The following is a 22,206-nucleotide window of genomic DNA, read 5'->3' on the forward strand; positions in this document are numbered from 1 at the left end:
AGCGAATGATGAATCAAAAAGTATTAAAAATATTGCTCATAATTGGTGCGGTAAGCCTAGCTGGCTGCCAGCATAAATTACCACAATCTCAGAACCAGCCGGTGGATAAAGTGTATACTGGCGTACTCCCTTGCGCAGATTGTTCAGGTATTGAAACAACGGTTCTTTTTAATCCGAATGGTACATATATTGAACAATTAACTTATTTGGGTAAGGAAGAACAAAAAAATACTTTTTTTTCTAGCGGAAATTGGGCTAAAAAAGGTACTAAATTATTTTTGATCGATTCTGCAGAGCAAAAAACCTATTTTCAACCTAGCACTGATGATAAAACAATAGAATATCTCGATCAGGAAGGAAATAAAATAGAAAGCAATTTAAATTATACATTAGAGCAAGTAAAGCCTGACAAAAAGAGCGGAGAATATAGCTATATCGCCGACGCGGCTTTATTTAAAGAATGTAAAACTGGACGTACTTATAGCGTGAGTGGTATCGATTTAGAAAACCAATATCGCGCAACTGGTATTGAAGCGGGTAAACCGGTTTATGTTGAAGTTGAGGGCTATTATACTATCCGTCCTTCGATGGAAGATGGGTTGTTTGATGCAACATTGATCCAGACAGGTGCGATTAAATTTGATAAATTGCGTACTTGTCAGTCTCGCTAATTATCAGTTATATGAAATGCCCAGCTAAAAGAGCTGGGCATTTTGCCTTAATGAGGCTGATTAGTTAAGTTTTATATGCAGAAAATCAACTATCCCAGCAATATTAATATATTCTTTCTCATTATTTCGCCGTTGTTTATATTCAACCTCGTTGTTATCTAAATTACGATCACCGATCACTATCGTATGAGGTATGCCAATAAGCTCCATATCGGCGAACATCACACCAGGCCGCTCTTTGCGATCATCAAAAAGGACATCAATTCCTTTGGCTTGCAAATCACGGTAAAGTTTTTCAGCAACCTCTTTAACACGATAGGATTTATGCATATTCATCGGTAAAATAGCAACCTGAAAAGGCGCAATAGCATCAGGCCAAATAATTCCTTTATCATCGTGGCTTTGTTCAATTGCTGCTGCGACAATCCGCGTGACACCAATACCATAACATCCCATCGTTACCGTTTGATTATGGCCATCTTCATTTTGCACACTGGCCTTCATTGCTTCAGAATATTTAGTTCCAAGTTGAAAAATGTGACCAACTTCTATCCCACGTTTAATTTGTAGAGAACCTTTACCGTCTGGACTCGGATCGCCTTCGACGACATTACGTAGATCGTAAACTTCAGGTAAAGAGAGATCCCGTTGCCAATTGATACCAAAATAGTGTTTATGATCGATATTAGCACCAGCACTAAAATCACTCATCACAGCAACGCTGCGGTCGATAATCGCCGGTATTGGCAAGTTAACAGGGCCTAATGAACCTGGGCCAGCTTTCAGGGTGGCACGTATTTCTTCTTCTGTTGCGAATCTCAGTGGACTTGCGACCAAAGGATGTTTTTCTGCTTTGATCTCATTGAGTTCATGATCACCGCGGATCAATAAAGCAATAAGCTGGTGACCACTCTCTTTTACGGCACTAACAATTAAAGTTTTAACTGTTTTCTCAATAGGTAAATTATGTTGCTCTACAAGTTCGGCAATGGTTTTGGCGTTAGGCGTATCGACAAGACGCATATCTTCAATTGGTGCAGCACGTTCTTCCGAAAGACAAATGGCTTCGGCCAGTTCAATATTAGCGGCATAATCAGAAGCAGTAGAAAAAACAATATTATCTTCACCACTATCAGCTAATACTTGAAATTCATGCGAGGCATTACCACCAATAGAACCAGTATCTGCTTGGACTGCCCTAAAATTGAAGCCAATACGCGTAAAGATTGCACTATATGCCGCATACATAGCATCGTAAGTTTGTTGCAGCGAGTCTTGGTCGGTATGAAAAGAATAAGCGTCTTTCATAATAAATTCACGGGAGCGCATCACACCAAAACGTGGCCTTACTTCGTCACGAAATTTTGTTTGGATTTGATAAAGGTTCAATGGAAGCTGCTTATAAGAAGTCACTTCATTACGAATAAGATCGGTAATTACCTCTTCATGAGTTGGGCCCAACACAAAAGGTCGCTCGCTACGATCAACAAAACGAAGTAATTCTGGACCATATTGCTCCCAACGCCCACTTTCTTGCCATAGATCTGCTGGCTGAACTATTGGCATGGAGATCTCAATTGCACCAGCGCGATTCATTTCTTCACGAATAATGTTCTCAACTTTGCGCAGCACACGGACACCGGTTGGTAGCCAGTCATATAGCCCTGAAGCAAGTTTACGGATCATACCTGCGCGAAGCATCAGCTTATGACTGATAACTTCAGCATCGGCGGGAGTCTCTTTTAAAGTAGAGAGAAGATATTGGCTTGTACGCATTATTAGCTTCCATCAACGACGAATTACTTCCAGTTGGCATTAACCAACCATTAAAACAAAATTATTCCTAGTCTACCAGCGACTTGCTAATGTCAAAAGCGATAACTTAATTTTTTAGCGTATCTAAGGAGAAAACGACCACTATATTCGCTGAAATTCGCCATCTAACGTTAAAATCAAGTAGATGAACAGCATATGTTTTTTCATCAGCAACATTTTTTTTATATGCTGGACGCGGATCTTGGGCTAAAACTTGACGAATAAAACGCTCAAGGAAAGGGTAGCGGGTTTGTTGCTCAATTAGCTGTTTTTGGGCAGTAGCAGCAAAAACAACAGACATTTCACTGACCGGCGCAGCTTGCGCAAATCCAGCAACCGCATTTGGTAAAGATTCGGCAAAGGGAAGATAGGGTTTTATATCAACAACAGGAGTTCCATCAACTAAATCAATACTTCCTAGAGTCAAGCCTACCTCTTTATCACGGATAATTAGATTTTTTAATTCAATTAATGACATACCTATAGAATTAGGACGAAATGGAGAACGAGTGGCGAAAACACCCATTTTAGTATTGCCGCCTAAACGGGGAGGCCTTACCAGTGGGCGCCAACTTTGTTGTATGGCTTGATGAAAAATGAAAATAACCCAAATATGACTAAATTGTTCCAATCCGCGAACTGCATCAGGATGATTATAAGGCGGCAATAGACGCAAATAACCCTGTCCGTCATCAATTAAGCCCGGTTGTCTTGGGATAGCAAATTTTTCTTTATAAGGTGATTCTATCACCCCAATTACGTTAAATTGAAAATTATTCATTGATAATATTCAGTGCAAAACCTTCACAAATAGCAGTTTGATAACAATCTGATGTACTAATTATTTCACAACGGTGCAATAACACGATATTGGCTCCCAGAGAAGAGGCCTTTTTCAACATGTTTTTTTTCGCCAATGGAATACTTACGCTTGGATCTTGTCGATTAGGTTGACATGAAATACCTGAAACAATACCCAGATCCTTATATGGTTTACCTAGCAACGCTTCTTTTTTATCAATAACCTTTACCACAGAACCTTTTTGTGGTGATATTTTGTTGATAACATTTTTTTGTTTTTTTAGCGAGTTATCTTGTTTATTATATTCAGTTGGAGAAAGTAAATTACAGCCTGAGATACAGAGTGTAAGACAACAGAGTAATAGGCGCATATCCATTCCTTTTTAAAGAAAGTAAATAGAACTAAAAATCAGTTTTAGCTATCATAATAGAAATAATTGGCTGAATGAATTTGATAATAAAATAAGCGGATTATATCCGCTTATTTTATTAAAATGTTACTCTTTTTGATAAAGCGATTACCAACCAGGGATAGCACCCCCGTCAAAAATTTTATTCGCTGCTTCAGCGACTTCGGTAGATTGATAGGCTTTAACAAATTTTTTCACATTTTCATTATCTTTATTATCTATACGACTCACGATGAGATTTACATAAGGTGAATTTTTGTCTTCAACGAACAATCCATCTTTTGCTGGTGTTAATTTAGGTTCGGCGCTACTAGCCCAAGTTGTATTAATAATCGCGAGAACAATCTTGGGATCATCTAGACTACGAGGCAATTGCGGTGCTTCAAGTTCAATAAAGTTCAGCTTTTTAGGATTTTCAGTGATATCCAATACGGTAGGTTGTAAACCGGCACTATCACTTACTTTGATTAGCCCTTGTTTTTGTAACAACAATAGTGAACGTCCTAAGTTAGTAGGATCATTGGGAATAGCGATTTGGGCACCATCGGCTAATTGTTCAACGGACTTAATTTTTTTAGAATAAGCCGCAATAGGATAAATAAATGTTTTGCCAACAGCGACTAATTTATAATTGCGATCTTTAATTTGTTGCTCTAAATAAGGTTTGTGTTGAAATGCATTAACATCAATATCGCCTTTGTCCAGAGATTCATTTGGCAGTACAAAATCATTAAAGGTCACTAATTCAACATCAAGCTGATACTTTTCTTTGGCGACTTTTTGTGCAACTTCAGCCACTGCTAACTCTTTGCCCATAATGACCCCCACTCTGATGTGATTAGGTTTTTCTGTTTTTTCACCGCAGCCACTAAAAAATAATATACTTAATAGTGCTGCCACAGCGGCGCTAGTTTTTATTTTGATAGACATAATTACCTCTTTAAGACCCACTAAGACTCAGTTTAACCTTTTTAAGCAGTGATTCTATTTACGTGTTTTTTTCATTAGGTGATTGCCAACAAATTGAATAGCGAAAACTAAAATAATCAGTAAAGCAAGTACCGTATTCATCACAGTTGGGTTATAGGTATAATAACCGTATTGCATCGCAATCTGACCTAATCCGCCAGAACCCACTGCCCCGCCCATCGCAGAGTAACCGACTAACATAATTAACGTAATGGTAGCTGCGTTGACTAAACCGGGTAAAGATTCAGGTAACAAAATTTTAGCAATGATTTGTAGCGGCGTTGCGCCCATTGAACGAGCCGCTTCAATTAAGCCATTGGGGATCTCTAACAGCGTATTTTCAACCATACGGGCAATGAAAGGTGCAGCACCGATAGTCAGTGGAACGATAGCAGCCTGAATACCGATAGATGTGCCGACGATGAATTTAGTTAGTGGAATAATCCAAACCAATAAAATAATAAATGGAATAGAACGAAACACATTAACTAATGCGGACACTGTTCGGTAAAGGGGCAGGTTTTCCATAACTTGGCCGGGGCGAGTCACATAAAGTAATATCCCGATGGGAAGTCCTAATAAAAATCCCAAAAATCCTGACACAAAAGTCATAATAAGTGTATCTAGCATACCATTTAGTAGCAGGATGATCATTTTTTCAGACATAACCTAAGATCTCCACTTTTACATGGTGCTCTTCTAAAAAGGTAATTGATTTTTCAATATCTTCGTCAAGACCATGAAGTTCAGCCAGCATAAAACCAAATTTAACCCCACCGGCGTAATCAATTTGTGAACTTAATATATTAATGTCGATATTAAATTTTCTAGCTACCATTGAAATCAATGGTGCATCGACCGACTTGCCGGTAAATTCCATTTTCAATAATGGCGATAAATCGGCTGCCGGCGCCATCTGTAAACGCCTTTGATAATCTTCAGGAATATCTAATACCAGGGTTGATTTAATAAAATTTTGCGCAATCGGTGTCTTTGGATGAGAAAATACTTCACTCACGCTATCTTGTTCTATTAAGCGCCCTTCACTGATAATCGCGACTTGATCGCATATACGTTTTACAACATCCATCTCGTGAGTAATAAGTAAGATGGTTAAACCTAAACGTCGATTAATATCTTTCAATAACTCAAGAATAGAACGGGTTGTTGCCGGATCCAATGCGCTTGTTGCTTCATCGCATAATAGTACTTTAGGCGAATTGGCTAAAGCGCGAGCTATAGCAACTCGTTGCTTTTGTCCACCAGATAGACTAGCTGGATAGGCATCTTTTTTATTTACTAAACCGACTAGTTTTAATAACTCTGTTACGCGTTGATGGATCTTGGCTTTTGGTATGTTATCTAGCTCCAGAGGCAAGGCAATATTATCGAAAACGTTTCGTGAAGACAGTAGATTGAAATGCTGGAAGATCATTCCGATAGTACGACGTGTGAAAATTAACTCTTTTTCAGAAAGATTGGTCAATGTCTGCCCATCAATGAATACTTCTCCTGATGTTGGGCGCTCAAGCATATTAACACAACGAATTAGCGTACTTTTCCCGGCACCGGAAGCACCGATAACCCCGTAAATTTGGCCTTGAGGAACATGCAAATTAATATTGGCTAATGCGTGAATTGCATGTGTTCCTTGGTGAAAAATTTTATTAATGTTAGAAAGTCTTATCATTGTGATCTACTAAATAATGGAAACAGTGGTGGAGAAAATTCGATCCTATTTAGTATGGATGTTAAGGTGTCTAGACGGCTAAGTCAACAAAAATGTAAATATTGCTCCTGTTCTTATTTAACCGCTTTTCATATAATGAACAAAGTTAAATTTAATGGAGTAATATGGTGAGTCAAAGTATTCCGGCGATTTTCCTTGATCGTGATGGTACTATTAACCACGATCATGGCTATGTTTATGAAATAGATAATTTTCAGTTTATTGAAGGTGCCATTGAGGCGATGCTTGAATTAAAAAAAATGGGTTATGCTTTGATACTTGTTACCAATCAATCAGGCATTGCCAGAGGATTGTTCACAGAAGCGCAATTTCTTGCCTTGACGGAATGGATGGATTGGTCTCTTATTGATCGTGGCATTGAGCTTGATGGTATCTATTATTGTCCTCATCATCCGGCAGCAATTGAACAAAAATATAGACAAATATGCCATTGCCGTAAGCCCAAGGCCGGTATGTTATTGTCCGCGCAAAAACAACTTAATATTGATATGAAAGCTTCTTATATGGTTGGTGATAAGCTTTCTGATATGCAAGCTGGTAAAGAGGCGCATGTTGGGACTAATGTATTGGTTACTACAGCAAAGACTGTCTCTGAAGATGATAAAAAATATGCTGATTGGATTATAAATAGCCTGGCAGATTTACCTAATAAGATAAAAACATTGTCAAAAAAATGAGCTTATTGTTCATAAATAAAGCAAAATTATTTTTTTTAAAAAAGTACTTGTGCAAAGATAAAATAAATCTATAATGCCCTTCCGTTATCGCGACTTATTCATCAACGAGTGAATAAAAGTGTAACGTTAATTTAAGGTGAAAAGCGTAATATACGCCACCTCGCGACTCCGGTCGCACGCTCTTTAACAATTAATCAGACAATCTGTGTGGGCACTCGCAAGACATCATCAAAAACTATTTGAAGATTAAGTCTTGAAGAGTGACAAAACAGTTAATTCATATATGAACTAATAAGCAGTAACGTTATTTTGGGCAACGGTGAAGGCAGTAAAATGTCGACAAAGTAGCAAAAAAAAGCGTTACGGCCAGTAAAACATTCTTTGAGCATCAAACTTTTAATTGAAGAGTTTGATCATGGCTCAGATTGAACGCTGGCGGCAGGCCTAACACATGCAAGTCGAGCGGCAGCGGGAGAAAGCTTGCTTTCTTGCCGGCGAGCGGCGGACGGGTGAGTAAGGTATGGGGATCTGGCCGAAGGCGGGGGATAACCACTGGAAACGGTGGCTAATACCGCATAATCTCTAAGGAGCAAAGTGGGGGACCTTCTGGCCTCACACCTTCGGATGAACCCATATGAGATTAGCTAGTAGGTGGGGTAAAGGCTCACCTAGGCGACGATCTCTAGCTGGTCTGAGAGGATGATCAGCCACACTGGGACTGAGACACGGCCCAGACTCCTACGGGAGGCAGCAGTGGGGAATATTGCACAATGGGCGCAAGCCTGATGCAGCCATGCCGCGTGTATGAAGAAGGCCTTCGGGTTGTAAAGTACTTTCAGTCGTGAGGAAGGTGTTAAGGTTAATAGTCTTAGCAATTGACGTTAGCGACAGAAGAAGCACCGGCTAACTCCGTGCCAGCAGCCGCGGTAATACGGAGGGTGCGAGCGTTAATCGGAATTACTGGGCGTAAAGGGCACGCAGGCGGTTAATTAAGTTGGATGTGAAATCCCCGGGCTTAACCTGGGAATGGCATTCAAGACTGGTTAGCTAGAGTCTTGTAGAGGGGGGTAGAATTCCATGTGTAGCGGTGAAATGCGTAGAGATGTGGAGGAATACCGGTGGCGAAGGCGGCCCCCTGGACAAAGACTGACGCTCATGTGCGAAAGCGTGGGGAGCAAACAGGATTAGATACCCTGGTAGTCCACGCTGTAAACGATGTCGATTTGGAGGTTGTGGTCATGAACTGTGGCCTCCGGAGCTAACGCGTTAAATCGACCGCCTGGGGAGTACGGCCGCAAGGTTAAAACTCAAATGAATTGACGGGGGCCCGCACAAGCGGTGGAGCATGTGGTTTAATTCGATGCAACGCGAAGAACCTTACCTACTCTTGACATCCAGCGAAGCCTTTAGAGATAGAGGCGTGCCTTCGGGAGCGCTGAGACAGGTGCTGCATGGCTGTCGTCAGCTCGTGTTGTGAAATGTTGGGTTAAGTCCCGCAACGAGCGCAACCCTTATCCTTTGTTGCCATCGAGTTATGTCGGGAACTCAAAGGAGACTGCCGGTGATAAACCGGAGGAAGGTGGGGATGACGTCAAGTCATCATGGCCCTTACGAGTAGGGCTACACGTGCTACAATGGCGTATACAGAGAGAGGCGAGCCTGCGAGGGGAAGCGGAACTCAGAAAGTACGTCGAAGTCCGGATTGGAGTCTGCAACTCGACTCCATGAAGTCGGAATCGCTAGTAATCGCGGATCAGCATGTCGCGGTGAATACGTTCCCGGGCCTTGTACACACCGCCCGTCACACCATGGGAGTGGGTTGCAAAAGAAGTAGGTAGCTTAACCTTCGGGATGGCGCTTACCACTTTGTGATTCATGACTGGGGTGAAGTCGTAACAAGGTAACCGTAGGGGAACCTGCGGTTGGATCACCTCCTTACCGAGATAGATGGAATGTGAGTGTTCACACAGATTGTCTGATGAAATCGAGAGTAAAGCCAATCTAAGATTGACTGAAGACCTTGAAGTCCCCTTCGTCTAGAGGCCTAGGACATCGCTCTTTCACGGCGGTAACAGGGGTTCGAATCCCCTAGGGGACGCCACTTCGGTGATTAGAAAGGCCGCACATCAATATTTTGGTGTGTTGTGAAGCTCATGCTGGCTTGCTATGGACTTTACTCAATAATGATTAAGCCAATTCAACGAGTTGGTTTAACAATTATGCTCTTTAACAATCTGGAACAAGCTGAAAATTGAAACACACATTATTGAGAAAAATAATGTGGAGAACTCTCAAACTCCAACGTGAAGTGTATTCGCTGTCAGGAAGGCAGGCATTATGAGCGAGCAGTCAGGAATCGAGGCGGCCAGCGCGCAGCAAGCGCAGCGTACAAAAGTACGTGAGCATTGCGAGCACTGCCCAACAAAGAATTGCTGCACGCGCAGCCATAACCTATCAGAATGATAGTGAAATAAAGACATCTTCGGGTTGTGAGGTTAAGCGAACGAAGCGTACACGGTGGATGCCTAGGCAGTCAGAGGCGATGAAGGACGTGCTAATCTGCGAAAAGCGTCGGTAAGCTGATATGAAGCGTAATAGCCGGCGATGTCCGAATGGGGAAACCCAGTGCATTAATGCACTATCGTTTGATGAATTCATAGTCAAACGAGGCGAACCGGGGAACTGAAACATCTCAGTACCCCGAGGAAAAGAAATCAACCGAGATTCCCCTAGTAGCGGCGAGCGAACGGGGAGCAGCCCAGAGTCAGCATCGATATTAGTATCAGGAGAAGGGTCTGAAAGGCCAGCAATAAAGGGTGATAGCCCCGTATCCGAAGATGTTAGTATTGTGAGCTCGAAGAGTAGGGCGGGACACGTGTTATCCTGTCTGAATATGGGGGACCATCCTCCAAGGCTAAATACTCCTGACTGACCGATAGTGAACCAGTACCGTGAGGGAAAGGCGAAAAGAACCCCGGCGAGGGGAGTGAAAAAGAACCTGAAACCGTGTACGTACAAGCAGGGAGCCCCACCACCAAAGTATTTCTGCACGCTGTTTGGCGGTTTGGCGGAGCGTAGCGACGCCCAACCAATCCAATCAAGCAGTGTAAGTCCCAACGAATCAAGGCGCGTGATTTAGATTGAATCAGGTAAAATCTGATTTAAGACGCATCAGGCCAATTGACTGGGATGGGGTGGGTTGCCGAAGGCAACCGCCGCAAAGTACGGAGTACTTTGGGGTGGGGTGACTGCGTACCTTTTGTATAATGGGTCAGCGACTTATATTCTGTAGCAAGGTTAACCGCATAGGGGAGCCGTAGGGAAACCGAGTCTTAACTGGGCGTTAAGTTGCAGGGTATAGACCCGAAACCCGGTGATCTAGCCATGGGCAGGTTGAAGGTTGGGTAACACTAACTGGAGGACCGAACCGACTAATGTTGAAAAATTAGCGGATGACTTGTGGCTGGGGGTGAAAGGCCAATCAAACCGGGAGATAGCTGGTTCTCCCCGAAAGCTATTTAGGTAGCGCCTCGTGAATTCATCTTCGGGGGTAGAGCACTGTTTCGGCTAGGGGGTCATCCCGACTTACCAACCCGATGCAAACTACGAATACCGAAGAATGTTATCACGGGAGACACACGGCGGGTGCTAACGTCCGTCGTGAAGAGGGAAACAACCCAGACCGCCAGCTAAGGTCCCAAAGTCATGGTTAAGTGGGAAACGAAGTGGGAAGGCTTAGACAGCCAGGATGTTGGCTTAGAAGCAGCCATCATTTAAAGAAAGCGTAATAGCTCACTGGTCGAGTCGGCCTGCGCGGAAGATGTAACGGGGCTAAACCATGCACCGAAGCTGCGGCAGCAACAGCAATGTTGTTGGGTAGGGGAGCGTTCTGTAAGCCGTCGAAGGTGGACTGAGAGGTCTGCTGGAGGTATCAGAAGTGCGAATGCTGACATAAGTAACGATAAAGCGGGTGAAAAACCCGCTCGCCGAAAGACCAAGGGTTCCTGTCCAACGTTAATCGGGGCAGGGTAAGTCGACCCCTAAGGCGAGGCTGAAAAGCGTAGTCGATGGGAAACGGGTTAATATTCCCGTACTAAGGGTTACTGCGAAGGGGGGACGGAGAAGGCTAGGCTATCCGGGCGACGGTTGTCCCGGTTTAAGCGTGTAGGTGGGTCGTGCAGGCAAATCCGCATGGCTATAACACTGAGGCGTGATGACGAGCCACCAAGGTGGTGAAGTAGTTGATGCCAAGCTTCCAGGAAAAGCCTCTAAGCGATAGGTAACCGTTAATCGTACCCCAAACCGACACAGGTGGTTAGGTAGAGAATACTCAGGCGCTTGAGAGAACTCGGGTGAAGGAACTAGGCAAAATGGTGCCGTAACTTCGGGAGAAGGCACGCTGGCGTTAGGTGAAGTGGTTCGCCCATGGAGCTGAAGCCAGTCGCAGATACCAGCTGGCTGCAACTGTTTATTAAAAACACAGCACTGTGCAAACACGAAAGTGGACGTATACGGTGTGACGCCTGCCCGGTGCTGGAAGGTTAATTGATGGGGTAAGCCGTAAGGCGAAGCTCTTGATCGAAGCCCCAGTAAACGGCGGCCGTAACTATAACGGTCCTAAGGTAGCGAAATTCCTTGTCGGGTAAGTTCCGACCTGCACGAATGGCGTAATGATGGCCAGGCTGTCTCCACCCGAGACTCAGTGAAATTGAACTCGCTGTGAAGATGCAGTGTACCCGCGGCAAGACGGAAAGACCCCGTGAACCTTTACTATAGCTTGACACTGAACATTGAGCCTTGATGTGTAGGATAGGTGGGAGGCTTTGAAGTGTGGACGCCAGTTCGCATGGAGCCAACGTTGAAATACCACCCTTTAATGTTTGATGTTCTAACTTAGGCCCGTAATCCGGGCTGAGGACAGTGTCTGGTGGGTAGTTTGACTGGGGCGGTCTCCTCCCAAAGCGTAACGGAGGAGCACGAAGGTTGGCTAATCACGGTCGGACATCGTGAGGTTAGTGCAAAGGCATAAGCCAGCTTGACTGCGAGCGTGACGGCGCGAGCAGGTACGAAAGTAGGTCTTAGTGATCCGGTGGTTCTGAATGGAAGGGCCATCGCTCAACGGATAAAAGGTACTCCGGGGATAACAGGCTGATACCGCCCAAGAGTTCATATCGACGGCGGTGTTTGGCACCTCGATGTCGGCTCATCACATCCTGGGGCTGAAGTAGGTCCCAAGGGTATGGCTGTTCGCCATTTAAAGTGGTACGCGAGCTGGGTTTAGAACGTCGTGAGACAGTTCGGTCCCTATCTGTCGTGGGCGAAGGAAGATTGAGGGGGGCTGCTCCTAGTACGAGAGGACCGGAGTGGACGCACCACTGGTGTACAGGTTGTCATGCCAATGGCATAGCCTGGTAGCTAAGTGCGGAAGAGATAACCGCTGAAAGCATCTAAGCGGGAAACTTGCCTCAAGATGAGTCTTCCCTGACAGCAATGTCCTATAAGGGGTGTTCGAGACGAGGACGTAGATAGGCTGGGTGTGTAAGCGTAGCGATACGTTGAGCTAACCAGTACTAATGACCCGAGAGGCTTAACCTGACAACACCGAAGGTGTTTTGAGAAGAGAGAAGAAATTTTAGCTTGTTCGGAGATTGACTCCTGTAGGAATTTACGTGAATGGCAGTGAGCTGGCGCTAGGTGCATACTGAGGTATGTGAATGAGGCGAAAGGCTGGCCGAGATAGCAGCGTAATGAAACAGGATAGCGAAAAAAGAATTTGTCTGGCGGCAATAGCGCGGTGGTCCCACCTGACCCCATGCCGAACTCAGAAGTGAAATGCCGTAGCGCCGATGGTAGTGTGGGGTCTCCCCATGTGAGAGTAGGGAGCTGCCAGACTTTAATTTAATGCTAATAGCTAAGGCTGTTAGTGAGATAAATCGGGTGGTGCGGTAGTTCAGTTGGTTAGAATACCGGCCTGTCACGCCGGGGGTCGCGGGTTCGAGTCCCGTCCGCACCGCCAATAATATCGGAAGTAAGCCCTGTGAAAATATCACAGGGCTTTTTGTTATTTTTTAAAAATAACTTATTAATTATACAAATATTTTTTATAAAGTATTTTGTTTTTATTTTTCTTGAACTTTAATACGCAAATATGCTTCTAAATAATGAGTTTTATCTATTATCTATATAGTAAGATAGGTTAATAAATATTCGATTTTTAAGGGTTATTTGAGGTGGCAAAAAAAATTTATTCTGTGCGTTATATTGCTGGCCAGCCGGCAAAGCGTATTTTACCTGTATCTGAATATACGCTTGATGATGATTTACCGATAGGGATGCCACTATTCTCAGAAAGTGATGAGTTAAGCATTGTTTCATGGAATATTTATAAACAGCAACGTCCAAACTGGCATTCAGTTTTAAATAAATTAGTCATAGATAAACATTTGATTTTATTACAAGAAGCGCAAACCTCACCTCAACTTATTGATTTTGTTGTCTCTCAACATTTAGTTGCTGATCAAGTGCCGGCAATTGTTTTCCCTCAACACGCCTCTGGGGTAATGACGCTAGCAAGATCGCATCCAATTTATTGTTGTCCATTGCGCGAAAAAGAGCCGTTACTTCGTTTACCGAAATCAGCGTTAATTACCGTTTATCCGCTACATAATGGCCGTAATTTGATGATTATTAATATTCATGCAGTTAACTTTAGTTTTGGTGTGGATATTTATAGTCGGCAGTTACACAATATAGGGGAGCATATTAAAAGACATCAAGGGCCAGTGGTTTTTGCAGGAGATTTTAATACTTGGAGTCGCCAACGTATTAATGCACTTAAACGTTTCACGCGCAGTTTACGAATGAAAGAAGTCAATTTTGATCCCGATGTGCGCACTATAATTTTTGGTTACCCATTAGATTATGTTTTTTATCGTAGTCTGACTCTTCTCGATGCAGAAGTGATTAAAACAGAATCTTCTGATCATAATCCCATTTGTGTCAAATTTAGTATCAAATAGTTTTAATAAGAGAATAGAAAATAGAAATACTGATTCAGCACTTCTATTTTCAACATTATGTTCGCGATCCGATTATGATAGAAGCTATCAATGTTATTTTGTTGATATATTCTCTTTTTTAACAAATAAGTAGTAAGTCATTGACAAGCATACGATCCAAATCATTCCTACGATCAGCGCAATGCGTGTATCTTTAAAAAAGCCTAACAGCACGATAACAAACATCATAAATAAGATAGTGATGAGTGGACCAATCGGCCAAAATGGAACTTTAAATTTCAGTTTGCTTGCTGTTTCAGCGCTCATTTTACGGCGCATAGCAACTTGAGAAAGTAATATCATTAACCAAACCCAAACGGTAGCGAATGTCGCTAAAGAGGCAATTATTACAAAAATATCTTTTGGAATAATATAATTGAGATAAACGCCAATTAGCATGATCACCGACATAACAACCACGGTCATCCAGGGGACACCAGTGCGGCTAACTTTCATAAATGAGCGAGGAGCTTGTCCTTCCTGAGCCATACCATACATCATCCGTCCCGCTCCAAAGATATCACTATTAATAGCAGATATGGCAGCCGTAATGACAACAATATTTAACATATTAGCAGCAGAAGAGATATTTAAATTGGCAAAAATTTGCACAAATGGGCTACCATTCTGCCCAATTTGGTTCCAAGGAAAAATGCACATTAAGACAAATAGCGTTAAACCATAAAACAGTAATATACGCAATGGTACAGCATTAATAGCCTTAGGGATCGTTTTTTCTGGTTCCTTAGCTTCGCTGGCCGTAATGCCGATCACTTCAATACCACCAAAGGCGAACATAACGATTGCTAGCGAGGCAATAATTCCTTCTACGCCATTTGGCATAAAACCACCATGTTGCCAAAGGTTAAATAAACCTGTTGCATGATGTTCGGTACCTTGACCGAAACCGAATAACATAATTGCACCGCCGCCAATGATCATCGCAATAATAGCAATTACCTTAATAATTGATAACCAGAATTCCATTTCGCCAAAAATTTTCACATGACACAAATTCAATGCGCCAATAAAAAGGACAATACTTAATACCCATATCCATTGATCAACATGCGGAAACCAAAAACGCATATAAGTTCCAAAAGCGGTTACGTCGGCTAGACAGACAATTAACATCTCAAAAATATAATTCCATCCAGTTAGAAAACCGGCTAATGGTCCCATATAGTGGCTAGCATATTGAGAAAAAGAACCTGGTACTGGATGATGAACCGCCATTTCACCAAGAGCTCGCATGACCATGAAAACTGCGGCTCCACCGATCATATAGGCAAGCAGTACTGCAGGTCCAGCAGCCTGGATCGCCGAGGCTGAACCATAAAAAAGCCCTGTGCCAATTGCGGAGCCTAACGCCATAAAGCGAATGTGCCTGCCAGTTAATCCCCGTTTAAGTTGATTTGTATTGTTCATGTGTCGTCTTTCCATCTTACTTTTAATGTGCTGGATATGCTCCCAGTTCACAACCTAAAGGGTTTTGATAACTACAAAGCACAAGTTGTTTACCATAACATAAAGAAAGGTGTTCTAGGGATAGATATCTGCAATAATAGGCAAATTATTAAGTTATTTTAGAGAACGTTATGGATTATCCAATTAATCAGATTTTTCAAACAATACAGGGAGAGGGCTATTTTACTGGAGTAGCAGCAATTTTTATTCGTTTACAAGGTTGTCCAGTCGGATGTAGTTGGTGTGATACTAAACATACTTGGGCTAAAAATAAGCAACAGCAACGGCCATTATCGATAATTTTAGCTAAAAAGAGCGACAATGAGGAGTGGGCAACGTGTAGCTCAGAACAAATTATTGATTTATTTGAACAGAGTCATTACACCGCACGTCATGTCGTAATTACGGGTGGAGAGCCTTGTTTATATGATCTCACTGAATTAACTACTAACTTAGAAAAAAAAGGTTATCAGTGTCAAATTGAAACAAGTGGAACACATAATATTTATTGTTCTGAAAAAACGTGGGTAACCGTATCGCCAAAAGTGGCGATGCGTGGAGGTTTTAAGATATTACCGGCAGCGTTAAATCGGGCCAATGAAATTAAACATCCTGTCGGTCGTCAAAAAGATATTGATGCATTAGAATATTTGATTAACCAGCTTGCACCCAATCACCCTGTACCGCATATTTGTTTGCAACCGATTAGTCAAAACGCAAATGCAACTAACCTTTGTATTGAAACCTGTATTAAGCGTAATTGGCGGTTGTCAGTTCAAATGCATAAATATTTAGATATCGCTTAATATATTCAGCACCAAATGGTGCTGAGAATAAAGAGTTGGGTTTATTTACCGCGATAAATACAACCTGCATTGCATGTTTCTTTAATCATTATCGAACTTAATTGTGGCAAAATGGGTTTCATTTTATACCAAATCCAACGTGCAATAACTTCACTGGTAGGATTCTCTAATCCTTCTATGTCATTAAGATAATGATGATCTAATTGTTGCCATAAAGGTTTAAAAGCTTTAGAAATATCGCTAAAGTCAACGACCCAGCCTGTTTGTGGATCAATTTCACCTGTTAATTCTAATCTGACCATAAATGAGTGCCCATGTAAACGTCCACATTTATGTCCTGCGGGAACATGGGGTAGTCGATGGGCAGCCTCAAATTGAAAATCTTTAAAAATTGTTGCGCTCATGTGGCACCTATCAATCGTATTAATGCAAACATTTTATCTGGATGAATGCATTTTTTATATTAGAAACTTTTGATTAATTAGTCTCATTATGTGAATTAAAGATAATTTAATCATTTTAAAAATGAGATAGGGTTATATTATCTTATTATCTTGGTGTTGTGTTATAACTTAATCAATATAAAATAAAATGAAAAGATTTTTCAGCACAATTTTTACTCCAAATTAGAAAAACATTTTGCTAATAAAATATTTTAAATTAATTAACTTATTAGTCAGTAAAAACAAACTTTTTTTTGACATATAGCTAAGCTATACTTTGTCAATGAAAATACCCGTTTGACTCTATTTCATATTTATTTGTCAATTTTTATTAATAACTTATCTGTGATTGGTAGCGTCATGGGGTAAGTTGTGGGATGATGAGTGAGTCTTGCAGGGGGCTTCGATGCGGAAATTAGCGTTGATATTGTTGGCGGTACTTTGCTGGTTACAGTATTCACTGTGGTTTGGTAAGAATGGTGTCCATGACTATTTGCGTGTGAAAAATGAAGTTGCAGCGCTAGAGACGTTGAACATGACATTTAAAGTACGCAATGAACGTTTATTTGCTGAAATAGATGATTTGAATGAGGGACGTGAAGCGATTGAGGAGCGAGCTCGAACTGAACTTGGTATGATTAGACCTGGAGAGTCTTTCTACCGTATAGTGAATGAGAATTCTTTTCCCAAACATAAATAAAATTTTTAATTAATAATATCTTGTCGGGCCTCAAAAATATTTAAAAATATTATGACGAAAAAGTAGTGATTCATAAAAAAACAGTCTAGAACAATGAATAAATTCATATCAAATCATAAAATGCAGATTGCTGCTTTAATACCTGCCGCTGGTATTGGCAGTCGCATGAAAGCTGATTGTGCCAAGCAATATTTGAAAGTAGCGGGGAAAACAATTATTGAGCATAGTATATCTGCCTTACTTAAGCAGACAAGAATTTCCCAAATTATTGTTTCGTTGAATAAAGATGATATTTTTTTTCATCAATTAGCTATTGCAAAAAATCCAAAAATTAAAACTGTTACTGGGGGTTGTCAAAGGGCTGATTCAGTTTTGGCTGGGCTGAATTATTTATCAGACAATTTACAGCTAGATCCTTGTTGGGTTTTAGTTCATGATGCAGCTCGACCTTGCTTACATCAAGCTGATTTAGATAGTATTATTCATTTTATTGATAGTCAGCAATCTTCTTATGGTGGTATTTTAGCTGCGCCAGTAAGAGATACAATGAAACGTTCAATTCAAGGAAAAATAGATATTAGTCATACTGTTGAACGAAGTGAACTTTGGCATGCGCTGACGCCACAATTTTTTCCTTTAGCGTTAATAAAAAACTGTTTGACTCAAGCATTAGCGCAAAAAGCAGTAATTACCGATGAGGCTTCTGCGCTTGAATATTGCGGTTACCATCCTCAATTGCTGGAAGGTAGAGTTGATAATTTGAAGGTTACTCAACCAGAAGATTTGATGTTAGCAGAGTTTTACCTTTCTCGCGTTTTATAAGACTATTGTTAGGAGTATCGTTCATGCGGATTGGACATGGATTTGATGTGCATAAATTTGGTGGAGATGGCCCAATTACAATTTGTGGAGTGAAAATTCCCTATGAACAAGGATTAATCGCGCATTCCGATGGCGATGTCGTCTTACATGCATTAACAGATGCTATTCTTGGAGCAGCAGCATTAGGCGATATCGGTAAACACTTTCCTGATACCAGTCCCGCTTTTAAAGATGCAGATAGCCGCAGTTTGTTACGCGAGGCGTATTCGCAGGTGTTAAAAAAAGGATATTGTATAAGTAATCTAGATATCACAATTATTGCTCAAGCACCTAAAATGCTGCCATATATTGCTGATATGCGCAAAAATATAGCAGATGATCTTGGTTGCCATATTGATGATGTCAATGTTAAAGCCACCACGACGGAAAAACTTGGATTTATTGGTAGAAAAGAAGGCATTGCTTGTGAAGCGGTGGCTTTATTAGTAAAGGATAATAGTCATGACGGTGACAGCACTTCAGTGGCTGCATGGTAAACCAGTAGCAAGCGGAGCAATAAAATTAACCGCTGAAGATTTTATTGTGCGTGAAAATCTCGGATTTTTGCCTGAAGGTGAGGGTGAGCACCTCATGGTTTATGTTAGAAAGAAGGGTTGTAATACCCAATTTGTAGCCGAACAGCTGGCGCGTTTTGTTGGTATTTCTCCACGTAGTGTCAGTTATGCTGGATTAAAAGATCGGCAAGCAGTGACTGAACAGTGGTTTTGTCTTCATTTGCCAGGTAAGGAAGATCCCGATATTAATCAGTTTTCACTAGCAGGATGTGAAATTTTGCTAGCGAAACGACAAAAACGTAAATTACGTATCGGTTCATTAAAAGGCAATGATTTTGAGCTAACCATTCGACAAATTAGTGATCAGCAAGCGGTGGAAACACGTTTGCAACAAATCAGAACATTGGGCGTAGCTAACTATTTTGGTGAACAGCGTTTTGGTCGATCGGGTAATAATCTCGTGCAAGCTGAGCGTTGGGCAAAAGGTGAAATTGAAGTTAAGCAGCGAAACAAGCGTAGTTTTTATCTCTCTGCTGTTCGGAGTGTTATATTTAATTTTATCGTCAGCGAACGTATACTCAATAATAAAATACGTCAGATAATGGACGGTGATGTTATGCAATTAACCGGTAGTGGCAGTTGGTTTGTTGCTAAGAGTGAAGAATTACCTCAATTACAAGAGAGATTGCAGGCTGGTGCAATCCAAATCACTGCTCCGCTTTATGGTGAAAAAGAATTAGGAACTCAATCAGTAGCAAAACTGTTTGAACAACGATGTTTAACCCATTTTTCTGTTTTATTGCCATTACTGCAAGCTGAACGAACAAATTTGATCCGGCGAGCGATCGTCGTTGTTCCACAAAATATGTATTGGGAATGGTTAGAAAAGCAATCCCTAAAACTGTCTTTTTCATTACCTAAGGGTAGTTTTGCCACCAGTGTAATAAGAGAATTAATCAATCAATCGACTAAAAATATTATTGATATTGACGAATAGTATTCGATTAAAAATTAATTTTGTCGATGATAATTCTTATTATATTTATATAATAAAATTTGTAATTTAATAATTATATTAACAGTTTGTTTTTTAAAGATATTACATTTTTTGCAATAAGCAGCATTAAGGTAAAAATTTTATTTTGACATTATCAGTTAGATGTTACCACTTGTTTACAACGCTTAATTAGTCAATGTTGTAATTAACTGAAGCTAAAACAAAATTGACTATAAATAGGTGATTAAATTTAAACAATAGGCATTAAAAGCAAGTGAAAATATTAAAATTTAATCAACAATAAGTTTAATAAAAAAATTAGCGGTTAATAGCTAGGACAGTGGTATTCCTGTTTTTATAAAAGTTAATTTACTTATTTTGTCCATTATCGACTGGTCTTGTTGATAGTATTTAATCAACCATCCTTTATACTTTTTTAATATTTATTATAAATTTTTATTGATTGCTGTATTGCTAGTTAGATATTTGGTTAGGATAGGATATTGACTGGATATTATTTTGGCTTCTCTTGTTGATGTTATTTAAAAACAAAAATTGTAATTAGATATTTTATTATTTTTCAGTCATTTGTTAAAAGAAACAAAATTATATTGTTATTTTATTACACTCACTTACGCTCATATTAGACCTTCATTTTCTATCATAATTTGATGTGTTTTTATTGTTACTTAATGATATTCTTGCTGTAATCTATTATTGACGCTATTTTCAACCCATAATCTTTTTTTCTCATAGATGATAATAGTTGGATAAAATAGCCTGGTTCTTAATATATCGTTCAATATAAATCAACGGGATACAATAATGCTAAGGATATTGCTAAGTAATGATGATGGTGTAACAGCAACTGGCATCCAAACGCTGGCAACTGCGTTACGTAAATATTATTTCGTTCAGGTTGTTGCACCTGATAGAAATCGAAGTGGAGCATCAAATGCATTAACACTTCATAAACCATTACGAATAGCCAAGTTAGCCAATGGAGATATCTCAGTACAAGGAACACCAACGGATTGTGTTTATTTAGGCGTTAATCAGCTTATTCGCCCCTCTCCTGAAATCGTCGTTTCGGGTATTAATCATGGACCTAACTTGGGTGATGATGTTATTTATTCTGGTACCGTTGCAGCAGCGACAGAAGGTCGTCATCTTGGATTACCGGCACTTGCGGTCTCATTAAATGGCGATACACATTTCCAAACAGCGGCAGAGGTAACTTGTCATTTATTAAAATTATTACAAAAAACGCCATTAAAAGCTGGTAATATTCTTAATATTAATGTTCCTGATATTCCTATGGCGGAAATTAAAGGTTACAAAGTGACACGGTGTGGTAGTCGTCATGCTGCTCAGAAAGTTTACTCATCTGAAGATCCAAGGGGAGATATGGTGTATTGGTTAGGGCCTGTTGGAGAAATATGTGATGCGGGCCCAGATACTGATTTTGCTGCAGTAGCAGCGGGATATGTTTCTATCACACCGTTACAAGTGGACTTAACCGCTTATAAGGATCAGCAAGTTGTTAAAGATTGGTTACTAAAAGCAGAGGCAAGTGAGGAATGCTAAAACGGTCAATGAGAGATTTATTGACACAACTACGCCATCAAGGGATTCAAGATGAAGCGCTATTGGCAGCTATTGCAAAAGTTCCTCGTGAGCGTTTTGTCGATGAAGCACTTTCACATAAAGCTTATGAAAATATTCCTTTACCTATAGGTTTTTCTCAGACCATTTCGCAACCTTATATTGTTGCTCGTATGACGGAATTACTTGCGCTTTCTTCCACCGACCATGTATTAGAAATTGGTACCGGTTCGGGTTATCAAACCGCCATTTTAGCGCATCTTGTCGCGCGGGTTTTTTCGGTAGAACGTATCAAGGGATTACAATGGAATGCTAAACGTAGATTAAAACAACTTGATCTACATAATATTTCAACACGTCATGGCGATGGTTGGCTGGGATGGGCTTCTAAGGGGCCTTTTGATGGGATCATTGTCACAGCGGCGCCAGCAGAACTCCCTCTCGTGTTGCTTGAACAGTTGAAAGACGGTGGCCGAATGGTATTACCTGTCGGTGAGAAAAAACAGATGTTAAAAGTAATTAAACGCCAGGGTAATGATTTTCACGCTACAACGGTAGAACCCGTGCGATTTGTTCCTTTAATCCCTGGAAGTTTGGCATGAAATAGGTAATATTTTAGCGATAGATAATTTAAGGTTTTACTAATCTCTGCTTTAATAAA

At 40.9% G+C, this 22,206-nt stretch carries 18 protein-coding genes, 2 tRNA genes and 3 rRNA genes; 15 read left to right on the forward strand and 8 right to left on the reverse strand.

The genetic code is table 11. From position 1 onward, the window contains the following. Positions 1 to 8: 8 nt before the first annotated feature. Positions 9 to 671, forward strand: coding sequence for an envelope stress response activation lipoprotein NlpE (gene nlpE / locus QE177_RS02710; protein ID WP_280551217.1), 663 nt, complete (start codon positions 9 to 11; stop codon positions 669 to 671). 60 nt (positions 672 to 731) lie between these two features. Here the strand turns inward: nlpE and proS are convergent, their stop codons facing one another. The 6 genes from proS to metN all read right to left on the reverse strand — a co-directional run bounded on the left by proS (position 732) and on the right by metN (position 6,356). Next, positions 732 to 2,447 (reverse strand): proline--tRNA ligase, encoded by a 1,716-nt coding sequence (proS, locus tag QE177_RS02715; protein WP_280551218.1) that lies wholly within the window; start codon positions 2,445 to 2,447, stop codon positions 732 to 734. A gap of 106 nt (positions 2,448 to 2,553) precedes the next feature. Continuing rightward, a complete protein-coding gene (gene tsaA, locus QE177_RS02720; RefSeq protein WP_280551219.1) occupies positions 2,554 to 3,267 on the reverse strand; it encodes a tRNA (N6-threonylcarbamoyladenosine(37)-N6)-methyltransferase TrmO in 714 nt (237 codons plus the stop codon). Then, a complete protein-coding gene (gene rcsF / locus QE177_RS02725; protein WP_280551220.1) occupies positions 3,260 to 3,658 on the reverse strand; it encodes an Rcs stress response system protein RcsF in 399 nt (132 codons plus the stop codon). The genes tsaA and rcsF overlap by 8 nt, the downstream gene beginning before the upstream one ends. 147 nt (positions 3,659 to 3,805) lie before the next feature. Continuing rightward, a complete protein-coding gene (locus tag QE177_RS02730) occupies positions 3,806 to 4,627 on the reverse strand; it encodes a MetQ/NlpA family lipoprotein (RefSeq protein ID WP_280551221.1) in 822 nt (273 codons plus the stop codon). 54 nt (positions 4,628 to 4,681) lie between these two features. Continuing rightward, positions 4,682 to 5,332, reverse strand: coding sequence for a methionine ABC transporter permease MetI (gene metI, locus QE177_RS02735; RefSeq protein ID WP_280551222.1), 651 nt, complete (start codon positions 5,330 to 5,332; stop codon positions 4,682 to 4,684). Further along, complete coding sequence (gene metN, locus QE177_RS02740) at positions 5,325 to 6,356, reverse strand: methionine ABC transporter ATP-binding protein MetN (protein WP_280551223.1); 1,032 nt, start codon at positions 6,354 to 6,356, stop codon at positions 5,325 to 5,327. The genes metI and metN overlap by 8 nt, the downstream gene beginning before the upstream one ends. A gap of 167 nt (positions 6,357 to 6,523) precedes the next feature. On the opposite strand from metN, the gene gmhB reads away from it, so the two are divergent. From gmhB to QE177_RS02775, 7 genes are all read left to right on the forward strand, one after another. Next, on the forward strand, positions 6,524 to 7,093 hold the full coding sequence (gene gmhB, locus QE177_RS02745) for a D-glycero-beta-D-manno-heptose 1,7-bisphosphate 7-phosphatase (protein ID WP_280551224.1): 570 nt from the start codon (positions 6,524 to 6,526) through the stop codon (positions 7,091 to 7,093). 397 nt (positions 7,094 to 7,490) lie between these two features. After that, positions 7,491 to 9,031, forward strand: a 16S ribosomal RNA gene (locus tag QE177_RS02750). A gap of 87 nt (positions 9,032 to 9,118) precedes the next feature. Then, a tRNA-Glu gene (locus QE177_RS02755) sits at positions 9,119 to 9,194 on the forward strand. 392 nt (positions 9,195 to 9,586) lie between these two features. Next, positions 9,587 to 12,688: ribosomal RNA gene (locus QE177_RS02760) — 23S ribosomal RNA — on the forward strand. Positions 12,689 to 12,869: 181 nt separating this feature from the next. Then, positions 12,870 to 12,985 (forward strand): 5S ribosomal RNA (gene rrf, locus QE177_RS02765). The 16S, 23S and 5S rRNA genes sit together here with 2 tRNA genes alongside, the layout of an rRNA operon. 47 nt (positions 12,986 to 13,032) lie before the next feature. After that, positions 13,033 to 13,109: transfer RNA gene (locus tag QE177_RS02770), tRNA-Asp, on the forward strand. Between the two features lie 214 nt (positions 13,110 to 13,323). Next, a complete protein-coding gene (locus QE177_RS02775) occupies positions 13,324 to 14,112 on the forward strand; it encodes an endonuclease/exonuclease/phosphatase family protein (RefSeq protein ID WP_280551225.1) in 789 nt (262 codons plus the stop codon). 93 nt (positions 14,113 to 14,205) lie between these two features. On the opposite strand, the gene QE177_RS02780 is transcribed toward QE177_RS02775, so the two are convergent. Further along, on the reverse strand, positions 14,206 to 15,579 hold the full coding sequence (locus QE177_RS02780) for an amino acid permease (RefSeq protein WP_280551226.1): 1,374 nt from the start codon (positions 15,577 to 15,579) through the stop codon (positions 14,206 to 14,208). Between the two features lie 170 nt (positions 15,580 to 15,749). Here QE177_RS02780 and queE point away from each other — a divergent pair, with 170 nt between their 5' ends. Next, positions 15,750 to 16,424 (forward strand): 7-carboxy-7-deazaguanine synthase QueE, encoded by a 675-nt coding sequence (queE, locus tag QE177_RS02785; RefSeq protein ID WP_280551227.1) that lies wholly within the window; start codon positions 15,750 to 15,752, stop codon positions 16,422 to 16,424. 41 nt (positions 16,425 to 16,465) lie between these two features. On the opposite strand, the gene queD is transcribed toward queE, so the two are convergent. Continuing rightward, positions 16,466 to 16,828: a 6-carboxytetrahydropterin synthase QueD gene (gene queD, locus QE177_RS02790; RefSeq protein WP_280551228.1), complete on the reverse strand. Its 363-nt coding sequence runs from the start codon at positions 16,826 to 16,828 to the stop codon at positions 16,466 to 16,468. Between the two features lie 445 nt (positions 16,829 to 17,273). On the opposite strand from queD, the gene ftsB reads away from it, so the two are divergent. From ftsB to QE177_RS02820, 6 genes are all read left to right on the forward strand, one after another. After that, positions 17,274 to 17,567 carry a cell division protein FtsB gene (ftsB, locus tag QE177_RS02795; RefSeq protein WP_026823625.1) on the forward strand — a complete coding sequence of 98 codons (294 nt, stop codon included), beginning with the start codon at positions 17,274 to 17,276 and terminating at the stop codon, positions 17,565 to 17,567. A 93-nt stretch (positions 17,568 to 17,660) separates the two neighbouring features. Beyond that, a complete protein-coding gene (gene ispD, locus QE177_RS02800; protein WP_280551229.1) occupies positions 17,661 to 18,389 on the forward strand; it encodes a 2-C-methyl-D-erythritol 4-phosphate cytidylyltransferase in 729 nt (242 codons plus the stop codon). Between the two features lie 23 nt (positions 18,390 to 18,412). Then, positions 18,413 to 18,925: a 2-C-methyl-D-erythritol 2,4-cyclodiphosphate synthase gene (ispF, locus tag QE177_RS02805; protein ID WP_280551230.1), complete on the forward strand. Its 513-nt coding sequence runs from the start codon at positions 18,413 to 18,415 to the stop codon at positions 18,923 to 18,925. Next, the gene (truD, locus tag QE177_RS02810; protein WP_280551231.1) at positions 18,891 to 19,940 is read left to right on the forward strand and encodes a tRNA pseudouridine(13) synthase TruD; all 1,050 of its coding nucleotides are present in this window, start codon (positions 18,891 to 18,893) and stop codon (positions 19,938 to 19,940) included. Before ispF ends, truD begins: the two co-directional genes overlap by 35 nt. 825 nt (positions 19,941 to 20,765) lie before the next feature. Next, positions 20,766 to 21,527, forward strand: coding sequence for a 5'/3'-nucleotidase SurE (surE, locus tag QE177_RS02815; RefSeq protein ID WP_280551232.1), 762 nt, complete (start codon positions 20,766 to 20,768; stop codon positions 21,525 to 21,527). Beyond that, complete coding sequence (locus QE177_RS02820; RefSeq protein ID WP_280551233.1) at positions 21,521 to 22,147, forward strand: protein-L-isoaspartate(D-aspartate) O-methyltransferase; 627 nt, start codon at positions 21,521 to 21,523, stop codon at positions 22,145 to 22,147. Before surE ends, QE177_RS02820 begins: the two co-directional genes overlap by 7 nt. The last annotated feature ends 59 nt before the right edge of the window (positions 22,148 to 22,206 follow it).

It is taken from the genome of Arsenophonus sp. aPb (assembly GCF_029873475.1).
Classification (GTDB): domain Bacteria; phylum Pseudomonadota; class Gammaproteobacteria; order Enterobacterales; family Enterobacteriaceae; genus Arsenophonus.

What these genes read in the sequence shown, in the direction of transcription:
- nlpE (WP_280551217.1), top strand. Translation starts at nt 9, where the DNA reads ATGAATCAAAAAGTATTAAAAATATTGCTCATAATTGGTGCGGTAAGC.
- proS (WP_280551218.1), bottom strand. Translation starts at nt 2,447, where the DNA reads ATGCGTACAAGCCAATATCTTCTCTCTACTTTAAAAGAGACTCCCGCC.
- tsaA (WP_280551219.1), bottom strand. Translation starts at nt 3,267, where the DNA reads ATGAATAATTTTCAATTTAACGTAATTGGGGTGATAGAATCACCTTAT.
- rcsF (WP_280551220.1), bottom strand. Translation starts at nt 3,658, where the DNA reads ATGCGCCTATTACTCTGTTGTCTTACACTCTGTATCTCAGGCTGTAAT.
- QE177_RS02730 (WP_280551221.1), bottom strand. Translation starts at nt 4,627, where the DNA reads ATGTCTATCAAAATAAAAACTAGCGCCGCTGTGGCAGCACTATTAAGT.
- metI (WP_280551222.1), bottom strand. Translation starts at nt 5,332, where the DNA reads ATGTCTGAAAAAATGATCATCCTGCTACTAAATGGTATGCTAGATACA.
- metN (WP_280551223.1), bottom strand. Translation starts at nt 6,356, where the DNA reads ATGATAAGACTTTCTAACATTAATAAAATTTTTCACCAAGGAACACAT.
- QE177_RS02780 (WP_280551226.1), bottom strand. Translation starts at nt 15,579, where the DNA reads ATGAACAATACAAATCAACTTAAACGGGGATTAACTGGCAGGCACATT.
- queE (WP_280551227.1), top strand. Translation starts at nt 15,750, where the DNA reads ATGGATTATCCAATTAATCAGATTTTTCAAACAATACAGGGAGAGGGC.
- queD (WP_280551228.1), bottom strand. Translation starts at nt 16,828, where the DNA reads ATGAGCGCAACAATTTTTAAAGATTTTCAATTTGAGGCTGCCCATCGA.
- ftsB (WP_026823625.1), top strand. Translation starts at nt 17,274, where the DNA reads ATGCGGAAATTAGCGTTGATATTGTTGGCGGTACTTTGCTGGTTACAG.
- ispD (WP_280551229.1), top strand. Translation starts at nt 17,661, where the DNA reads ATGAATAAATTCATATCAAATCATAAAATGCAGATTGCTGCTTTAATA.
- ispF (WP_280551230.1), top strand. Translation starts at nt 18,413, where the DNA reads ATGCGGATTGGACATGGATTTGATGTGCATAAATTTGGTGGAGATGGC.
- truD (WP_280551231.1), top strand. Translation starts at nt 18,891, where the DNA reads ATGACGGTGACAGCACTTCAGTGGCTGCATGGTAAACCAGTAGCAAGC.
- surE (WP_280551232.1), top strand. Translation starts at nt 20,766, where the DNA reads ATGCTAAGGATATTGCTAAGTAATGATGATGGTGTAACAGCAACTGGC.
- QE177_RS02820 (WP_280551233.1), top strand. Translation starts at nt 21,521, where the DNA reads ATGCTAAAACGGTCAATGAGAGATTTATTGACACAACTACGCCATCAA.